The 18,429-nt window shown below is 65.8% G+C and carries 16 protein-coding genes and 1 tRNA gene; 14 read left to right on the top strand and 3 right to left on the bottom strand.

Annotated elements, in window-relative coordinates; translation table 11 throughout:
* The first annotated feature begins 169 nt into the window (after positions 1–169).
* From J2S45_RS09765 to pstB, 13 genes are all read left to right on the top strand, one after another.
* Positions 170–1,666 carry a mechanosensitive ion channel family protein gene (locus J2S45_RS09765; RefSeq protein ID WP_307635272.1) on the top strand — a complete coding sequence of 499 codons (1,497 nt, stop codon included), beginning with the start codon at positions 170–172 and terminating at the stop codon, positions 1,664–1,666.
* Positions 1,663–2,064: a peptide-methionine (R)-S-oxide reductase MsrB gene (gene msrB, locus J2S45_RS09760; RefSeq protein ID WP_307635271.1), complete on the top strand. Its 402-nt coding sequence runs from the start codon at positions 1,663–1,665 to the stop codon at positions 2,062–2,064. Before J2S45_RS09765 ends, msrB begins: the two co-directional genes overlap by 4 nt.
* Before the next feature lies 1 nt (position 2,065).
* The gene (locus tag J2S45_RS09755) at positions 2,066–2,938 is read left to right on the top strand and encodes an endonuclease/exonuclease/phosphatase family protein (protein WP_307635270.1); all 873 of its coding nucleotides are present in this window, start codon (positions 2,066–2,068) and stop codon (positions 2,936–2,938) included.
* An 86-nt stretch (positions 2,939–3,024) separates the two neighbouring features.
* Positions 3,025–3,942 carry an AEC family transporter gene (locus J2S45_RS09750; RefSeq protein ID WP_307635269.1) on the top strand — a complete coding sequence of 306 codons (918 nt, stop codon included), beginning with the start codon at positions 3,025–3,027 and terminating at the stop codon, positions 3,940–3,942.
* Complete coding sequence (locus tag J2S45_RS09745) at positions 3,935–4,894, top strand: EamA family transporter (RefSeq protein WP_270975762.1); 960 nt, start codon at positions 3,935–3,937, stop codon at positions 4,892–4,894. The genes J2S45_RS09750 and J2S45_RS09745 overlap by 8 nt, the downstream gene beginning before the upstream one ends.
* 154 nt (positions 4,895–5,048) lie before the next feature.
* A tRNA-Lys gene (locus J2S45_RS09740) sits at positions 5,049–5,125 on the top strand.
* A 712-nt stretch (positions 5,126–5,837) separates the two neighbouring features.
* Positions 5,838–6,452 carry a hypothetical protein gene (locus tag J2S45_RS09735; protein WP_270975761.1) on the top strand — a complete coding sequence of 205 codons (615 nt, stop codon included), beginning with the start codon at positions 5,838–5,840 and terminating at the stop codon, positions 6,450–6,452.
* Between the two features lie 148 nt (positions 6,453–6,600).
* Positions 6,601–9,018 (top strand): RNA degradosome polyphosphate kinase, encoded by a 2,418-nt coding sequence (locus tag J2S45_RS09730; protein ID WP_296932018.1) that lies wholly within the window; start codon positions 6,601–6,603, stop codon positions 9,016–9,018.
* Between the two features lie 9 nt (positions 9,019–9,027).
* Positions 9,028–9,984 (top strand): NUDIX hydrolase, encoded by a 957-nt coding sequence (locus tag J2S45_RS09725; RefSeq protein WP_296932015.1) that lies wholly within the window; start codon positions 9,028–9,030, stop codon positions 9,982–9,984.
* A gap of 158 nt (positions 9,985–10,142) precedes the next feature.
* Entirely contained in the window at positions 10,143–11,270 is a 1,128-nt protein-coding gene (pstS, locus tag J2S45_RS09720) for a phosphate ABC transporter substrate-binding protein PstS (RefSeq protein WP_307635268.1), read from the top strand.
* Positions 11,271–11,328: 58 nt separating this feature from the next.
* Complete coding sequence (gene pstC / locus J2S45_RS09715) at positions 11,329–12,447, top strand: phosphate ABC transporter permease subunit PstC (RefSeq protein ID WP_307635267.1); 1,119 nt, start codon at positions 11,329–11,331, stop codon at positions 12,445–12,447.
* Positions 12,444–13,487, top strand: a complete 1,044-nt coding sequence (gene pstA / locus J2S45_RS09710) for a phosphate ABC transporter permease PstA (protein WP_307635266.1) — start codon at positions 12,444–12,446, stop codon at positions 13,485–13,487. Before pstC ends, pstA begins: the two co-directional genes overlap by 4 nt.
* A gap of 23 nt (positions 13,488–13,510) precedes the next feature.
* Positions 13,511–14,290 (top strand): phosphate ABC transporter ATP-binding protein PstB, encoded by a 780-nt coding sequence (gene pstB / locus J2S45_RS09705; protein ID WP_307635265.1) that lies wholly within the window; start codon positions 13,511–13,513, stop codon positions 14,288–14,290.
* Positions 14,291–14,338: 48 nt separating this feature from the next.
* On the opposite strand, the gene J2S45_RS09700 is transcribed toward pstB, so the two are convergent.
* Positions 14,339–15,343, bottom strand: coding sequence for an inorganic phosphate transporter (locus J2S45_RS09700; protein WP_307635264.1), 1,005 nt, complete (start codon positions 15,341–15,343; stop codon positions 14,339–14,341).
* A gap of 3 nt (positions 15,344–15,346) precedes the next feature.
* Complete coding sequence (locus J2S45_RS09695) at positions 15,347–15,964, bottom strand: DUF47 domain-containing protein (RefSeq protein ID WP_270975753.1); 618 nt, start codon at positions 15,962–15,964, stop codon at positions 15,347–15,349.
* A 267-nt stretch (positions 15,965–16,231) separates the two neighbouring features.
* On the opposite strand from J2S45_RS09695, the gene J2S45_RS09690 reads away from it, so the two are divergent.
* Complete coding sequence (locus J2S45_RS09690) at positions 16,232–17,794, top strand: alanine/glycine:cation symporter family protein (protein WP_307635263.1); 1,563 nt, start codon at positions 16,232–16,234, stop codon at positions 17,792–17,794.
* A gap of 18 nt (positions 17,795–17,812) precedes the next feature.
* Here the strand turns inward: J2S45_RS09690 and J2S45_RS09685 are convergent, their stop codons facing one another.
* The gene (locus tag J2S45_RS09685) at positions 17,813–18,427 is read right to left on the bottom strand and encodes a hypothetical protein (protein ID WP_307635262.1); all 615 of its coding nucleotides are present in this window, start codon (positions 18,425–18,427) and stop codon (positions 17,813–17,815) included.
* Positions 18,428–18,429: the final 2 nt, after the last annotated feature.

The following is an 18,429-nucleotide window of genomic DNA, read 5'->3' as shown; positions in this document are numbered from 1 at the left end:
CACTTTACCATGAAAGCCCATAACGACGCCGTTCTGCCCGCCACAGCCGGATCCTGCGTGGGCCGGTGTGGGCCGGTCGGCGTCGTGCGCACGGGGGCGTGGCGGGCCCGGGTGAGTTGTCAGCGAAACGGGCTAAGGATTTGTTCCGGGCGTGGCTTAGCCTTGGATCATGAACGTAATTGCCGCGCTGCCGATCGTGATGGCTACCAACCAGGGAGATGACACCGTGGAGGCCGCCGTTGAGGTGACCTTCGACGTTGTAAAGATGATCCTGACCATCGGCGCGGGCATGCTCGTTGGCATCCTGGCGGGCCTGCTCCTCATCGCCGGCCTGCGGATACTGACCCGGCGCAGCGTCCACATGGACGGGGTCTATCACGCGGTGAGCAGGCGGATGGAGGTCCTGCTGGCGGTAGTCGGCGGGTGGCTCGGCTTCCACTACAGGCTGACGGTGATGCCGGCAACCCCGCCCGACTGGCTGGACTGGGTGGCGCACGGATTCGTCCTGGCGATTATCGGCGCGGTGACGTGGGTGCTGTCCGGCCTGGTGGACGGCGTCACGCGGGCAATTAACGATTCCATGGCGCAGCGTTCGCAGGACCGCGCGGCCAGGGTGAAGACGCAGACGCAGATCTTGCGGCGAGTGATCAAGGTCAGCCTGTGGATCCTTGGCGTGGCGGTGGCACTGCTGACATTCCCAGGAGCGCGGGCGGCGGGCGCGTCGATCTTCGCCTCGGCGGGAATCATCTCGGTGGTTGCCGGCCTCGCGGCGCAAACCACCCTGGGCAACGTGTTCGCCGGCCTACAGCTGGCCTTCACAGACTCGATCCGGGTAGACGACGTCGTCGTGTACCAGGGCAACTACACCACGGTGGAGGAAATCACGCTCACATACGTGGTGTTGGCGGTGTGGGATGGGCGCCGGATCATCGTCCCGTCCACGATCATGACCACAGAGTCCTTTGAGAACTGGACGCGCCGGGCGCCGGAGATGATGGGCGACGTGCTGATCACGGTGGATTGGGCCGTGCCGATCGACGCGGCGCGCATGCGTTTCGAGCAGATCCTGCGCAACACGGCCCTGTGGGATGGTCGCACCGGTGTGCTCATGGTGTCGGATGCCTCCCAGGACCGGATCACCCTGCGCTGCCTGGTCTCGGCAAAGAACTCGCCCACGCTGACCGACCTGCGCAACTACGTGCGCGAGGAAATGGTGCGCTGGATCCAGGACGAGGCCCCGCAGTCGGTCCCGCACGAACGCCACTACATGGGCGAGCCGGGAGACTTGGCGGCCCGCAACGAGGCGACGTTCGAGCTGGTGCATGAACGCGGGGAGGGCCAGCCTCCGACTTTCGAGCCGGATGGCGCCGCCCAGCCGGACACGCAAGAGACGGAGATCCTGTCGGCCACGGACGTGGCGAAGCTCATGCGCGTGCCGCTCGCCCAGCGCGAAGCCGAGCTGGACGCCGAGCTCGATGATGCCACCCCCACGGACGAAACGCCGACGACGGGCACGAGGTCTGCCATCTTCACCGGATCGCCCGAGGCGGAGGAACGGGCTAAGGCATTTTCGGGCCCCGGCGAGAAGGCCTACGAAGAGCGTAAGCTAAACACCCAAACTCAAAAACTACCTGTCACGGAGACGCAAACAAAGGACGATCAATGACTTTCCGCGTGAACAAGACTGACGACGAATGGCGTGACATCCTCACCCCCATGGAGTTCAACGTGCTCCGGCTTGCGGGCACCGAGCGTTCCGGCACGGGCGAGCTACTCAACGAGGATCGCCCCGGCATGTATCACTGCCGCGCGTGCGACGCCACGCTATTCCGCTCGACCACCAAGTTCGACTCCCACTGTGGTTGGCCCTCCTTCTACGACCCGGATGAGAAGGACGCTGTCATCTACGTGGAGGACCGCTCTCACGGGATGGTCCGCACCGAGGTTCAGTGCGCCAACTGCGGCTCGCACCTCGGCCACGTCTTCCCCGATGCGCCGCAGACCCCCACTGGGCGGCGCTACTGCATGAACTCCGTGGCGCTTCGTTTTGAACCCGACGCCTAGGGTGGAAGTCCTCACCTTCAACATTCAATACGCGACTCCGGTGCCGGCCGGCCAGCCCACGGCATCCCCGGGCGCGGGGAAACGGGCCGGGCTCGGCTCGGCACGGTTCGTAGCCGCGCAGATCGCGCGCCTGGACGCCGACGTGGCCGGCCTGCAGGAGGTCGACCGTGGGAAGTGGCGTTCGGGCCGGGTTGACCAGCTTCGACTGATCGCGCAGGCCAGCGGCGCGAATGCGCTGTTCGCACCCACCCGCCGCCGCTACGGCATGGGGCTAGTCAGCCGATGGCCTGTGCTTCGCGCCCGCATACTGCGCCTGCCCGGCCGGGCAACCTCGCTCATTCGCGACGGGAGGCCGGCGCGGTGGCGCGAGCTGATCGACGTCCTGCCGGCCGCCCGCGCCTCCCGGCGCGGGCGGGAAAGCACGTGGCGCATCAAATGGCCAGATCAGCGGGCATGCCTGTATGCGCTTCTCGACACCCCGGATGGCCCGATCGCGGTGGGCGTGACACACCTGTCAACGGTGAGGCAAACCGCCCGCGAACAGCTCGCGGTGGCGTTGGGCGGATTCGACCACTTCGCGCCCGGCGTTCCCGCCCTCCTCATCGGCGACCTCAACCTGCGGATCAACCACGTGGAAGAAGAGCTCATTGGCCACGCGGCGGCCACGCCCGGCCCGCCCACCTTCGAGATCCTCCACCGCGGCAACGGCACGCCCAGCTGGGACCCCCGCATCCAGATCGACCACGTGCTCGGCCGCGGCCTCTGCGTGCTCCAGGACCGCACCGTGCCGATGCCGGTCTCGGATCACGCGGCCGTCGTCGTCGGCGTGACCGGCTGTACACGGACCGATACGCAACCGGACATTCGCCCGTAACACTCGCCAAACACGCAAGACCACCCCACAGCTCAGAGGAGGAGCCGCCCGGGCGCGGCGCGGCCGCCACGAGTAGGCTGAGGCGAGTGAATGACGTGTTATTGAGCATCTGGACCCTCCTGGTCTACACGGCGATCGGCGTCGCGCTCGCGAAGTGCCGCGTGGTCCGGCCGGACGCGGACCGGGGGCTATCCAGGATCGTGTTCTTCGTGACCATGCCGGCGCTGCTCATGCGCACGGTCGACACCGCCCACCTCGCCGACGTCTTCTCGCGCGGCCTGATCGCCAACATCCTGACCGCACTGATCCTGCTCGGCCTCTACTACGCGATAGGCGGGAAGTTTGGGCTGTCGGGGCCGGAACGGACGGTCGGGGCGATGGCCGGCGCCTACACCAACGCGGGCAACGTGGGCATCGCCTACCTGCTGGCAACGGTGGGCCAGGCGACCGCGGCGGCGGGGGTGATCATGTTCCAGGTGCTCGTGCTGGTACCCTTCGCGTTCTTCATGCTCGACAAACAGACCGGCTCGGCCGGGGCGGGCTTCATGGTGCGTGCCGGGCACGCGCTCATGCAGCCGCCGCTACTGTCCGTGCTGACCGGGCTGGCCATCAACCTGTCGGGCTGGCACCTGCCACGCGCGGTCACCGTCCCGATCGACGCCCTGGCCGATGCCACGGTGCCCGTCATGATGATCGCGATGGGCGTCTCGCTTGCCTCGGCGAAACTGCGCCGGGGTAAGGAAGCGGTGCCGGTGGTGGCGTCGGTCGGGTTCCGCGTCCTGCTGTCGCCGATCATCACGTTTGTGATCGCCATGGCGCTGGGCCTGCAGGGCACACAGCTGCTGGCCGCGATGGTCGTGTCCGTCTTCCCCACCGCCAACAACCTCTTCGCGATCGCACACCGCTACGAGGCGGGGGTGGCCTTGGTCCGCGACGCCGGCGTTGCCAGCGCGCTCGCATCTATGCCTATGCTTGTTATCGTGGCGGCGATTTTCTATGGCTAAGTCAGAGGGGCGGTGGGGCGACCGGGACGCGAGGCGGCTGACCGGGAGCCTGAACTTCACCGACACTTCCATGCGCTCGGCCGCCCCCGGCATCCTCATCGCGGCGGGCCTCATCCAATACCTCGGCGCCTCGATTGCGGTGACACTCTTTGCGGTGGCGGCGGTGGGTGCCGTGGCGTGGGGACGCGTGGCGGTGGCCGCCGTCGTGATGCTGATGTGGCGACGCCCGAGGCTCGACCTCCGTAGTGAGCTCGGGCGGCGTCGGCTTGGGCTGGCGGCCGTTTACGGGCTGGCGCTGGTGACGATGAACGTGGTGTTCTACGAGGCGATCGCGCGGATCCCCCTCGGCACGGCCGTGGCGCTCGAGTACCTCGGTCCGGTGATCCTCGCGGCGGTGACCGGCCGCGGCTGGCGGATCTGGACCGGGATTGTGCTCGCGCTTTGCGGGGTGTTCGCGATCTCGTGGGTCGGGGTGGATGTCTCGGCGCCGGGTGTGCTCGCCGGCGTGATCCTGGCGATCGCGGCGGGCGGAGCCTGGGCCGTCTACATGTGGATCGGGTCGAAGGTGGCGCGCGCCGGGCGGGGCACCGACTCCCTCGCGGTGGGCATGAGCATCGGGGCGCTCGCGTTCGTGTGGTTGGCGATCCCCGATTTTGCGGTCATTGCCACGAACCCGAAGCTGCTCGCCCTCATGGTCGCCGTGGGTGTGTTTTCCTCGGTAGTGCCCTATGCGCTGGAGCTGTTCGTCCTGACGAAGATCCCCGCTGGCACGTTCGCCCTGCTCGGGGCGCTCTACCCGGCGACCTCCCTGATCGTCGGCATGATCGTGTTGCGCCAGATCCCTACGCTGGGTGAACTCGGGGGACTCGTGCTGATTACCGTGGCCGTCATGCTGGTGACCTGGACCCCGCGCCGGCGCCGCGGCGCAGCCGCGGGGCGGGCCGGCCGTTAACGCCGATGCGGATGCGGTGGCTTTGACTGCCCCGGCGCGCGTCTGCCGTCTGCCCCTGGCGCGCCGTGACGATTTTTCCGCGGGCGCTGAGCGGGGTAGACTTTGCGCGTTGGGTGGCGGCGCCGTAGGCGCTCAACCAACAGCGCGCCAGCGCGGGCCTCTAGCTCAATTGGTCAGAGCAGCGGACTTTTAATCCGTAGGTTGTGGGTTCGAGTCCCACGGGGCCTACCACACTCCCCTCTTATTTGGGGTACTCACCCTGACAGACTCGACGCTCGGGGATGAGTTCCGCAATCGTCTTGCCTTCCGGCGGGAGGAAATACCACCGGGCAGGGTCAAATCCTACATGCACGTATAGTGCGGCGATCGTGTCCCCGTTAATGTGGCTCTTCCCAGTTATCTTCCCAGTTAAAGGCGCATCGGGGGGTGTGAGGGTGTGGGGTTAGTGAAAAGGGTCGGGATCTTTCCATGATGGATGCGTACTACCGCAGCATCGGGAAGGCCCCGACACTTCACTTGAGGATTTGGCCTACCGCCCGACACTTCTCTTGAATATACCGACTGCCGGTGCCTATATGGGCCTGGTTGGCTCCAGATTCCTGAGTTGTGTCGGTGCCCGACACTTCTCTTGAATATACCGACTGCCGGTGGCTATACGGGCCTGGTTGGCCCCAGATTCCTGAGTTGTGCCGGTCGCTCCCGCACTACTCAAGGTCAGCGAATTCCACCTAAACTGCACCTTAATTGGGAAAGCCGTTAATGCACGTCGCCCACAGCGCCCGCAGGCACGTCGCCCACAGCGCCCGCAGGCACGTCGCCCACAGCGCCCGCAGAATAGTCCCGAACGCGATCACGCCTGCTTGCCACCGGCATGACTTTCCTCTTTCTTCCCACATCAGCCCTGATCTGGGGGACAATAGAAGGACAACGCAAGGAGGTCGTCATGTCAACACCACGTAGGCCCGCACAGCTCAAACCCGAGCAGGTGGAGATGATTGAAGGGGGCGCGGACACGGCCGCTACTTCCGAGCTTGCCCACACCTCGGCGCAGGCGATCGTGCCGCTGGGGCGCGTTCACGGGGAGGACCCGGAGGTGCGCGACCGGGTGCTCGCGCTGATCGCCGACGAGGGCGTGGACACGATCGCGGAGTCGTGGGTGAGTTCGCCCGAGGAATCGCTACCGGGCGTGCTGTGGCGCGGATTCCTGCTCGCGGAGTGGGTCCGCCGCTTCCCGCAGGAGGCTGAGGAACGCTACGGCGCGGCCCGCCTCGCGGTGGGGGAAGAAGAGCCTGAGAAGCTGGAGCAGGTGGCCACGCCGCGCGAGGTTCGTGCCCTGTGGGACGAGGTGTTCAAGGGGAACTTCACCGGCGACTTCGCGGCGGTCCTGCGGGCATCCGCGCGCCTGACGGACTTCCTCGGCCGCGTCCAGCCCACCTGGATCGCCTCCGACGATCACCCGCTCGCCACCGAGGTCACCCGCCGCGACACCGCCATGCTCCGCACCGCCGAGGAATTCCGCCTCGCCGGCGAGCGCCTGCTTCGCGGCGCACTCGACTAACGGGCGAACGCGTAGCGACGAACCCGCCGCCCCGCGCGGGCGCCCATCCTCGTCTAAGATGTAGTTGGGGTCAGCGCAACCGGCGGGCCCCGACCCCTGCCAAGCGGGGGTGTTGATCCTCCCACACTAGATCTGAGACGATTCGGATATGAGCGACGAATACTTTGACGACGATTCCGCTCTCGTGGAATCCACACCTAGTGACCACCTTGATTTCGGCGATGTCGCCGAGGGTGCGATCCAGGACTTCCTTGACGAGGACGAGGAGGCCGGTGAGCTCTCCTCGCAGGAGATGGCAAACCTGCGTGCCCGCGTCCAAGAGATGCGGCTGGGCGCGTCCGTGTCCACCGCGGCGCTTGTGGAGGAGGCCGAGCGGCTCGTGCGCGAGGCCGAGGTCGCCGAGGAACGCCGGAATCAGCCTGACGCCGAACCAAACCCCGCCCACCTTGGCGTTCTGCCCGAGGGGCGCTTCCTCGACCGAGAACTGTCCTGGCTGGCGTTCAATGAGCGCGTGCTGGAGCAGGCGGAGGACCAGACGCTGCCGGTGCTGGAGCGGGCGTGGTTCTTGGCGATCTTCGCCTCGAACCTCGACGAGTTTTACATGGTCCGCGTGGCCGGCCTCATGCGCCGCATCGCCACGGGGATGGCGGTGACGAAGGCATCCGGCTTGACCCCGCGTCAGGTGCTGGAGGGGATCACGGCCCGCACCAAGGAGCTTCAGGAGCGCCACGCCCGCGTTTTTGCTGAGGACGTTCAGCCGAAGCTGGCCGAGGTCGGGATCGTGATCCAGCATTGGTCGGACCTGGGCCAGACCGAGAAGGATCGCCTCTCGAAGTTCTTCCGCAAGCAGATCTTCCCGGTGCTGACCCCGCTGGCGGTGGACCCGGCCCACCCATTCCCCTACATCTCGGGCCTGTCGCTGAACCTGGCGGTGCTGGTACGCAACCCGAAGACGGACAAGGAGCTCTTCGCCCGAGTGAAGGTCCCCCAGCTGCTGCCGCGCTTCATCGCGGTGGACTCCGAGGGGCGCCCCTACCGCCCGGAGGACGTGCCGGCGGACGAGCAGGGCAAGACTTCCTACATCCCGCTGGAGGAAGTGATCGGCGTCCACCTGGAGGCGCTGTTCCCGGGCATGGAGGTGGTGGACTACTCCACGTTCCGCGTCACCCGTAACGAGGATCTTGAGGTGGAGGAGGACGACGCCGAAAACCTCCTCAAGGCGCTCGAGAAGGAACTCCTGCGCCGTCGTTTCGGCCCGGCCGTGCGCCTCGAGGTTGAAAACGACATCTCGAAGCGCGTTTTGCAGATGCTCACCCGCGAACTGGGCGTGCGCGAAGAGAACGTGCTCCACCTGCCGGCCCCGCTGGACCTGACGGGCCTCAACGTCATCCACGACCTGGACCGCCCGCAGCTGAAGTTCAAGAAGTTCGTGCCGGTCACGGCCCGCGGAATCTCGGACGTGGAGTCCTCCCGCGCCGCGGACATCTTCGCCGCGATCCGCCGCCGCGAGATCCTGGTTCATCACCCTTACGAGTCCTTCTCGACGTCGGTCCAGCACTTCATCCGCCAGGCCGCGGATGACCCGAAGGTGCTGGCGATCAAGCAGACCCTCTACCGCACCTCGGGCGACTCCCCGATCGTGGACGCCCTTATCCGGGCGGCGAACTCGGGTAAGCAGGTGCTCGCGGTGGTGGAGATCAAGGCCCGCTTTGACGAGGAGAACAACATCGAGTGGGCGCGCAAACTGGAGCAGGCGGGTGTGCACGTGGTCTACGGAATCGTGGGCCTGAAGACGCACTGCAAGCTCTCGCTCGTCGTGCGCCAAGAAGAGGACGGGCTGCGCCGCTACGTCCACGTGGGCACGGGTAATTACAACCCGAAAACGGCCCGCGGGTATGAGGACCTGGGCCTGTTCACGTGCGACCGCGACGTCGGCCAGGACGCCACGCGCCTGTTCAACCAGCTGTCCGGCTACGCCCCGAAGGTGAAGTTTCATCGCCTGTTGGTGGCGCCCACGGGTATCCGCTCGGGCCTCATCGACCGTATCGAGCGCGAGGTGGCGAACAAGGAGGCGGGCAAGAACGCGTGGATCTGCTTCAAGGCGAACTCGCTGGTGGACGAGCGGCTGATCGACGCCCTCTACCGCGCCTCGCAGGCGGGCGTGCCGATCGACATCCAGGTGCGCGGGATTTGCTGCCTGCGGGCGGGCATCCCGGGCATGTCGGAGAACATCAACGTCCGCTCCATCTTGGGTCGTTACCTCGAGCACTCGCGCGTGTACGCGTTTTGCAACGACGACGATCCGGAGGTCTGGATCGGCTCGGCCGACCTCATGCACCGCAACCTTGATCGCCGTATTGAGGCGCTGATCAGGATCGTGGAGCCGGATCAGAAAGAGTTCCTCATTGAGATGGTTCGCAGGGCGACGTCGGACGAGGTGCGTTCGTGGCGCATGACGGCCGACGGCTGGGTGCACACCACCCGCGACGCCGAGGGTAACCTGCTGGTTGACACCCAGGAGGAGCTGATGGCTCGCGCCCGCGCGACAGTGGTGGACCACCGCTAGGGGTCGCGCGTGTCGGTTGATATCAGGGCCGCCGGCGCCGTCATTTGGCGCCGGCGCTCCCACAGGCTGGAGGTTCTCATCGTCCACCGTCCCACGTGGAAGGACTGGTCTTTCCCGAAGGGAAAGGTCAAGGGCGAGGAGACGCTACACGAGTGCTGCATCCGGGAGATGAAGGAGGAGACCGGTCACGACGTCGTGCTCGGCGCCCCGCTCGGCTGGCAGCATTACACGGTCGGTGGTGGCAAGAGCAAGGAGGTGCGCTACTGGGCGGCGACGGTCGCCCGGAAGGGGCATCCGGCGCTCGCGGCCCGGCGCAAGGCGCATCCGGCGTCGAAGAAGGAGATTGACGACGTGCGCTGGGTCACCGTCAAGGCGGCCCACAAGCTTCTCACCCGGAAGGGCGATCGCAAGATGCTCGACCACCTCACGGATCTGGACAATCGCGGGCTGGCGTGCACGACGCCGGTGCTCATCGCGCGTCATGCGCGGGCGACTAAGCGTTCGGTTCACAAGGGTCCGGAGCAGACTCGGCCGCTGACGAAGACGGGGCAGGCGCGGGCCAAACGCCTGGTGGCGCTACTGGCAGCGTACGGGGTGGAGAAGGTGGTGAGCTCGCCGTGGAAGCGGTGCGTGGACACCGTGGCCCCGTACGCGAAGGCAACCGGCGTGGGCGTTGACGAGCGCGAGGAGTTGACCGAGGCATCCCACGCGAGGAAGCCGAAGAAGACGGCTGCGGCCCTGGGCCGGGTTCTGTGTGCGGGAGAGCCGGCGGTGGTGTGCGTGCACAGGCCCACCCTGCCCACCGCGCTGGAGGTCCTGGGCGACGTCACCCCGCCTCGGCTGCGCCGCCAGCTGCCGGGGAAGGACCCGTGGCTGAGGACGGGGGAGATCATGGTGGTGCACGTGGCGAAGAAGAAGGGCGAGTGCGTCGTCGTCGCGTTCGAAAAGATCCGGCCCGCGATGTGAGCGGCGTGCGGAGCGTTGAGTCCACCAGGCCGGGCGCCGGCGGGTGTGAAGTAATCTACAGGCAGTTCACCTCACGTTCACCGGGCGTGTGCTGCGCGGAAAGGTAGCCCTCTTAGCGTTGAACTCAGGGAGTTCTCCCTCAAGTTCTACATTAAAGGATGGATACTGTGAAGATTGCACGTCACCGCGCAGCTGCCGGCCTTGCCCTTTCACTTTCGCTCGTTCTCGCCGCCTGCTCGAGCGGCGCCGGCAACGGGGAGAGCACGGGGCCCGGAGCCGCCTCCACGTCGGGCACCCAGTCGTCCGGCTCGCTCTCCGGCACCATCAACGGTTCGGGTGCGTCGTCGCAGGTCAACGCCCAGCAGGCTTGGCGCGACAACTTCACCGCCGCCACGGGCGCCGTCGTCAACTACGACGCCACCGGCTCGGGCACCGGCCGCGAGCAGTTCCTCGCCGGTAAGGTCGACTACGCCGGCACCGACTCGGCGCTGAAGGAGGACGAGGTCGCGGCCGCCACCGAGCGTTGTGGCGGCGAGAGCCCGATCGAGGTTCCGCTCTACATTTCCCCGATCGCCATCGCCTTCAACCTGGATGGCATCGACTCGGTCAACATGTCGGCTGACGTCATCGCCAAGATCTTCAAGCAGGAGATCACCAACTGGAACGATCCGGCGATCGCGAAGCTGAACGACGGCGTCAAGCTGCCCGACATGCCGATCATCCCGGTCAACCGCGCCGACGACTCCGGCACCTCCAAGAACTTCCAGCAGTACCTGGTCGAGTCCTCCGGCGAGTGGGACTACAAGCCCGAGGACACGTGGCCGATCACGGGCACCCAGTCCGCCGAGAAGACCTCCGGTGTGGTCAACCTCGTCAGCTCCACCCCTGGCGCCATCACCTACGCAGACGCCTCCCAGATCGGTGATCTCGGGACCGTCGCCGTCGAGGTCGCCGGCGACTTCCTCGCGTACTCGCCCGAGGCCGCTGCCGCCATCGTCGACAACTCCGCCCCGGCCCCCGACGCCACCGACCGCATCCTGACGGTCGACCTCAAGCGCGACGGCTCCGTCAAGGGCGCCTACCCGGTCGTCCTGGTCTCCTACCTGGTGGCCTGCACCCACTACGACAACGCCGATACCGCGAGCGTCGTCAAGGAGTACTTCACCTACATGGCCTCCCAGGACGGGCAGAAGATCGCCGCGGAAGCTAACGGCGGTAACGCCCCGATCTCGGATACCCTGCGCAAGCAGGTTATGGCCGCGGTCGACCAGATCAAGACCAACTAAGAGTTGACCGGTGTGGGCCAGCCCCTCGGGGCTGGCCCACATCAGGATCGGAGCTGTGGTGTTACAAACTATAGAGTCGGCCGGTGAGCCGGCTGATCAGACGGCCAAGGACGTCGCTCCGGCCCCGACAGGAGCGCTAACTCCACCGTCGGGCCGGGCTCGTTATGGCGATCGGATCTTCCGCGAGATCTCCAACCTTTCCGGAATCAGCATCCTCGCCCTGCTGGCCGCCGTCTTTATCTTTCTCCTGTTGTCCTCGGGCAACGTGCTCATCACGCCGAGCGAGGAGATCGTCGAGGAAGTGGGCTTTGCCCGCGGCCAGAACTTCTGGCAGTTCGCCGGGACGACCGTCTTTGGCACGCTGTTGGCGGCAATCATCGCACTGTTTATCGCGGTGCCCTTCGCGGTGGGGATCGCGCTGTTCATCTCCCACTACGCCCCGCGCAAGCTGGCCGCGATCTTCGGTTACGTCATTGACCTCCTGGCCGCGATACCCTCCGTGGTTTTCGGCCTGTGGGGCATGTGGACGCTCGAACCGCTGATGCGCCCTGTCTTTACCTGGATCTCGGACATCCTGACCCCGATCTTCACCTTCCTGAGCGGCAAGGCGGGCCCTGACGGGGCCTGGGAGGGTGGCCTGCCCGGGTTGTCCTGGCTGGCTGAGCACTACGAATGGTTCCCCGACGGTACCGCCGCGGCCTTCGTGCCGCCAGCACGCAACATCCTCATGGGCGCGGTCATCCTCGCGATCATGATCCTGCCGATCATCACCTCCCTCTCCCGCGAGGTCTTCGTCCAGACCCCGCGCCTGCAGGAGGAGGCCTCCCTCGCGCTGGGAGCCACCCGCTGGGAGATGATCAAGATGGTGGTGCTCCCGCACGGACGTTCGGGCATCGTCTCGGCCTCCATGCTGGGTCTCGGCCGCGCACTCGGCGAGACGATGGCGCTGCTCATGGTGCTCTCGCCGGGAATGATGATTAACTTCAAGCTCATGAGCCCCGGCCAGCACTCCACAATCGCCTCACAGATTGCCCTGCGCTTCCCCGAAGCCTCCGGCATCGAATCTGACTTCCTCATCGCGCTTGGCCTGATCCTGTTCGTCATCACGTTCGTGGTCAACTTCATCGCCCGCGCGATCGTTGCCCGCTACGCCGAGTTCTCAGGAGCGAATGCATGAGTGTCATGGTAGCCACCCCCCAGAAACAACTGCCCGCGTGGTTCACGGCAGCGGCCCTCGCCGCCTCCGCGGTCCTGGGCGTCCTTGGCGCGCGCATCTTCCACGCCGGCGTCGTCGGCGTCGTCATCTTCCTGGCCGCCTACACCCTGATCGTCGTCGCTGCAGGCTTCGGGGTCGAGGGCCGGCGCTACGGCACCGACCGCCTCATGACGTCGATGATCGTCGGCGCCTTCGTGGCCGCCGTCATCCCGCTCCTGTCGCTGCTGTGGACGGTGCTGGTGCAGGGCTGGTCGCGCATGTCCGCCTCCGGCTTCTTCACCGCCACCACCTTCGGCCAGTCTATGCCGGACTCGGTGACGGGTGCCGGGCACGCCGTCGTCGGCACCCTCCTCATCACGGGCGTGGCCGCGCTGATCTCGGTCCCGCTTGGCGTGCTGACCGCGGTCTATCTGGTTGAATACGGCAAGGGTAAGCTCAAGCGGGTCATCACCTTCATGGTCGACATCATGACCGGCATCCCCTCCATCGTGGCCGGCCTGTTCGCTGCCGCGATGATCCCCATGATCAACCAGGCACTGTTCGGGCAAGCCCAGTTCAAGAACGGTTTCGCCGGCGCGATCGCACTGGTGGTGCTCATGACCCCGATCGTCGTGCGCAACACCGAGGAAATGCTGCGGCTCGTGCCGAACGAGCTGCGCGAAGCCTCCTACGCGCTGGGCGTGACGAAGGCCGCCACCATCATCCGCGTCGTGCTACGCACCGCCGTGTCCGGCATCATCTCCGGCATTTTCATCGCCATCGCCCGCATCATCGGCGAGTCCGCGCCGCTCATGATCACCGCCGGAACCACCGACTTTTACAACTACAATATTTTCCAGAACCAGATGTACACCCTGCCGGTGTACGTTTACAACCAGTACGTCTCTGGCAACTCGGCTGAAGCGTGGGCCGGAGCACTCCTGCTCATTCTCGTCGTTCTTCTCCTCAACCTGTTGGCACGCTGGATCGCCAAGCGGTTCGCCCCCAAAGGCGAAAAGTAGCCGCTGGTCAAGAAAGGATTTTCATGTCTGAAGGCATCAAGGTACGCGACCTCAATATCTACTACGGCGACTTCCTCGCCGTGGAGAACGTCAACGTCGATATTGAGCCCCGCTCCATCACCGCCCTCATCGGCCCGTCGGGCTGCGGCAAGTCCACCTTCCTGCGTTCGCTCAACCGCATGCACGAAGTCATCCAGGGCGCCCACGTCAAGGGCCTCGTGGAGATAGACAAGCAGAACATCTACGGCCCCGGCGTCGACCCGGTTCAGGTTCGTCAGCACGTGGGCATGGTCTTCCAGCGCCCCAACCCGTTCCCCACGATGTCCATCGCCGACAACGTGCTCGCGGGCATGCGCCTCAACAATAAGAAGCTGCCCAAGGCCGAGGGCGAGCGCATCGTGGAGGAGTCCCTGCGCGGCGCGAACCTGTGGGAAGAGGTCAAGGATCGCCTCGACCGTCCCGGCTCCTCCCTCTCCGGCGGCCAGCAGCAGCGCCTCTGCATCGCCCGCGCGATCGCGGTTCGCCCCGAGGTGTTGCTCATGGACGAGCCCTGCTCGGCACTCGACCCGATCTCCACGCTCGCCATCGAGGACCTCATGCAGGAGCGACGCTCGAACTACACGATCGTGATCGTCACGCACAACATGCAGCAGGCGGCCCGCGTCTCGCAAAAGACCGGTTTCTTCAACATCGAGGGGACGGGCAAGCCCGGCCACCTCGTCGAATTCGATGACACGGAAAAGATCTTCTCCAACCCGAGCAATAAGGAGACGGAGGACTACGTGTCGGGTCGTTTCGGCTGACGCGAGGCGGCTGGTCGCCGGCGGCGCCACCGGCGGCCAACCTCGGCGCTAGATAAATAGGTGCAGCAGGTAGCTCACCGCCGCGGCGACGAGGCCGGCCGCGGGGAATGTGATAAACCAGGCCCCCACAATGTTTCCGGCGGTCGACCACCGCACAGCGGACCGTCGGGTGGTCGCGCCCACGCCCATCACCGACGACGTGATCGTGTGCGTGGTGGAGATGGGGGCGTGCCAGAAAAACGCCGTCGTGTAAAGAACAGAGGCTGCGACGGCCTCCGCGGCGAAGCCCTGGGCCGGGTTGAGGTCGGCGATCTTGGTGCCGAGCGTCTTCATGATGCGCCACCCGCCCGAATACGTGCCGAGCGAGATCGCGGTGGCCGCGCCGAGCTTGACCCACAGCGGGACGGCGCTACCCTCGTGGTAGCCGCCCGCCACCAGCGCGATCACGACGACGCCCATCGTCTTCTGGGCGTCCTGCAAGCCGTGGCCGAGCGCCACCGCCGCCGCCGAGATGGTCTGCGCCACGCGGAAGCGCTTCATCGTCGCCTTGTAGTGGGCGTTGCGCAACAGGCGCCGGATAAGCGACATGAGCAGATAGGACAGCCCGAAGCCCACGAACGGAGAGAGGAACATCGGCACGATCACCTTCAGGCCGATCACCGACCAGTGCACGGTGAACGCGGCGGCGACGCCGGCACCGGCCAGGCCGCCGATCAACGCGTGCGAGCTGGAGGACGGCAAGCCGAACCACCAGGTGACCAGGTTCCACACGACGGCGCCCACCAGGCCCGCGATCACCACCATAAGACCGGATACTCCGTCGGAAGGGGTGACCTCCACGATGCCCGAACCGATCGTCTCAGCGACACCGGTGCCCAGCAAAGCACCGATGAAGTTCATGCACGCCGCCATGATGAGCGCCACCCGCGGGGTCAGCGCACGCGTGGCGACCGAGGTCGCGATGGCGTTGGCGGCGTCGTGAAACCCGTTCGTGAAGTCAAAGACGAATGCGAAAATGACGATGAAGATCACTAACGCAAGAAGCGGATCCAAGGCTCACGACTCCTTCAGAGTGAGCAGCTCGATGCGGCTGGCGAGGGTCTCGAAGGAATCCACGGCGGCCTCGTAAGAGTCAAGCGTGATCTTGTGGGCCAAGATCTCCTTGCCCGAACGCTCCGACTCGAACAGGTCAATGATGAGCTCGCGGTAGATCCGGTCCGCCCGGTTTTCCAAGTTGTTGATCTCCAACCACTCCGTGCGGATCGACGGCTCGATCTTCTTCAACTTCCCGACGGCGTTCACCGCGTGCTCCGCGCACTGGATGATGATGTCCGCCATCTCATAAAGCTGGTCGTGGACCTCGCCGATCTTGTACAGGACCAGGTTGTTACCCGCCTCATCGATCATGTCCACACACGTGTCGATCTGGCCGGTAAGCTCGATCAGATCCCCACGGTCGTACGGCAGGATGAAGCGGGAGCCGATCTCCTGCAGAACCCGGTGGTTGCAGGCGTCGGCGTCGTTCTCAATCTGATGGAGCGAGCGGTTCAGATCAATGCGGGAGGTGGTGCCCGCGGCGACCATGTCAGCCAACACCCGGGCAGACTGGACGAGGAAAGTTGCCTGCTCGTTGAGAAGGTCCTGGACCTTGTGCTGAGTGGCAAAGCGTGACATGAATCCTGCCATGCGGCGTACGCCTCCGAATAGGTAAACAGCTCTCAATGCCAAGGCTACGTGAGGTTTAATAACTTTTCCAAGAAATCGGAAAATGACCGCGCCAAGCCCGACCAATCGGACAGGCGATGAGGGGTTTCACACCGTGACCGCTGGGGGCGGCGCCCGCAGCGATGTGTGAAACTGGAGGGGCACCGGCGCCGCGGCGACCTGCGTGAGCCGGGGGCGGCGTCGTGAAGACGCGAAGAAGCAAGCGAGCAAAGGACGATGATGCAGGAACTACAGGAGTGGATCGACAACCTGACCGGGCCGGCGACGGCCCTGCTGTCCGGGATCAGCGACTGGCTGTACGCCTGGATCATGATCGCCGTGCTCATGGGGACCGGCCTGTACCTGACCTTCCGCGGGCGCGCCCTCCAGCTCCGCCGCTTCGGCGACATGCTGCGCTACGTGGGCCACTCGCGCGCGGGCTCGCAGGGCGGGATCTCCTCCTTCCAAGCCTTCGCCATGGGAATGGCCACCCGCATCGGCATCGGCAACATCACGGGGGTGGCGCTCGCGATCATCCTGGGCGGACCGGGTGCACTGTTCTGGATGTGGCTCGTGGCGCTCATCGGCATGGCGACGGCGTTCGCGGAAGCCACGCTCGCCCAGATCTTCAAGTCCCGCCACCACGACGGCACCTTCCGCGGAGGCCCATCCAACTACATCCTGCGCGGGGCGAAGTCGCGCGCGCTGGCCGTGAGCTTCTCCGTGGCGATGGTGTTTTCCATGTTCATCGCCATGCCGATGGTGCAGGCGAACTCGATCGCCGGCGTCCTCGACGCCTCGCAGGGGGTTCCGGCCTGGGTGACGGGCGCCGTCGTCGCGGTGCTGGCCGCCCTCGTGGTGCTGGGTGGCGTGCGCGGGGTGGCCCGCTCCACCGAGATCATCTCCCCGGCGATGGCCCTGGCCTACGTGCTCGTGGCGCTCATCGTGGTCGCGATGAACATCGGGCGCGTGCCGCAGTTCTTCGTGGACGTCTTTTCCTCGGCCTTCGGGCTTAACGAGGCGCTCGCCGGCACGGCCGGCGGAGTGCTGGCGGCGCTGGTCAACGGCATGCGTCGCGGCCTGTTCTCCAACGAGGCCGGCATGGGCACCAACCCCAACGCCGCCGCCACCGCCACCGTGGCGCACCCGGTCCAGCAGGGCCTCATCCAGTCCTTCGGCGTCTTCCTTGACACCATCGTCATCTGCACCGCCACCGGCTTTATCATCATGACCTCCGGCGTGCTCGACCTTACGGTGCTCACCGCCGACGACGCCGGCCACCTGACGACCACGGCGATCACATCCACGATGGGGTCCTGGATGGCGTGGCCGGTGGCGATCATGATCTTCTTCTTCGGCTTTTCCTCCATCCTCGGCGCCTACGCTTACGGCGAGGCCAACCTCGTGTTCCTGCGGGCCCCGAAGTGGACGCTGACTGTGGGTAAGGTTTCGATCGTCGTGTTCTCCTTCGTCGGGGCCGTCCTAGCCCTGACTTTTGTGTGGGTGCTCATGGATCTGGCCATGTTCGTGGTGACGCTTCTGAACCTGATCGGCGTGCTGTCCCTGTCCGGTTGGGTGATGGCGGCGCTTCGCGACTACGAGCGTCAGCAGGTCGCCATCGCGCGCGACGGGTACGTCGCAGTTGACGTGGCCGGGGCTTGTTTGGCCGAAGGTGGTGCAGCAGGCGGGGTGCGCCGCGTCACCGAGCCGGTGTTCGTGCCGGCGAAGGCGGGGCTGCCGGGCACGCTCGAGGGCGACGTGTGGGATGGGGCGGTCAACTCGGCCAAGGCCTACGAATAGGGCACGAGGAGCGAGCCGCTACCGCCCGCTCCTCGCGGGCGGCAACCAGGCGAGCGCGGCGATCGCGGCGAACCACAGGATGCCCGCTACGATGGCGCTGGCCGTCGTGTGCGCGTAGAGAACGTGGTACGGGCGCGGGGTGGTGTCGGAGTTAAAGCCGAAGCCCACGCACATCACGAGGCCCAGAAGCGGGAATGCCCACGCTCGCGCGTCTGCCCACATCGCCGCCGAGATGATGCACAACGCCTGGAACGTCAGCGTCGACAAGAGCAGGGTGATGAGCGAATCGTCGGTGATGGGACTTTCGAGTATGAACGCGTTGACGACGGGCCTCAGGCCGATGATGGCGAGGCACTGAAACGCGCACAGCGAGACAGTGACGGCGGTTCTCCATAGCCGAATCGGGGCGACAGCCAGTTGCTCCATGTCGGGGGTCACCGAATTGACGGTGACCATGCATAGAGCGCCCAGGAAGGGGCCGAGGAGGTAGGACAGCGGGGTCTCCCACCTGTAGTCAAACGAGGGGATCGAATAGGAGTGCGTGTAAAAGCCTTCGAAGACCACGATGAGGAGCAAGCTGGTCGCCGCCACCATGCCGAGGCGGCGGGTCTTTGCAAACAGCGCGATCGGCATTG

It is taken from the genome of Trueperella abortisuis (assembly GCF_030811095.1).
GTDB lineage: Bacteria > Actinomycetota > Actinomycetes > Actinomycetales > Actinomycetaceae > Trueperella > Trueperella abortisuis.
Note: the sequence above shows the minus strand (reverse complement) of the source record. Positions and strands in the feature narration are given on the sequence as shown.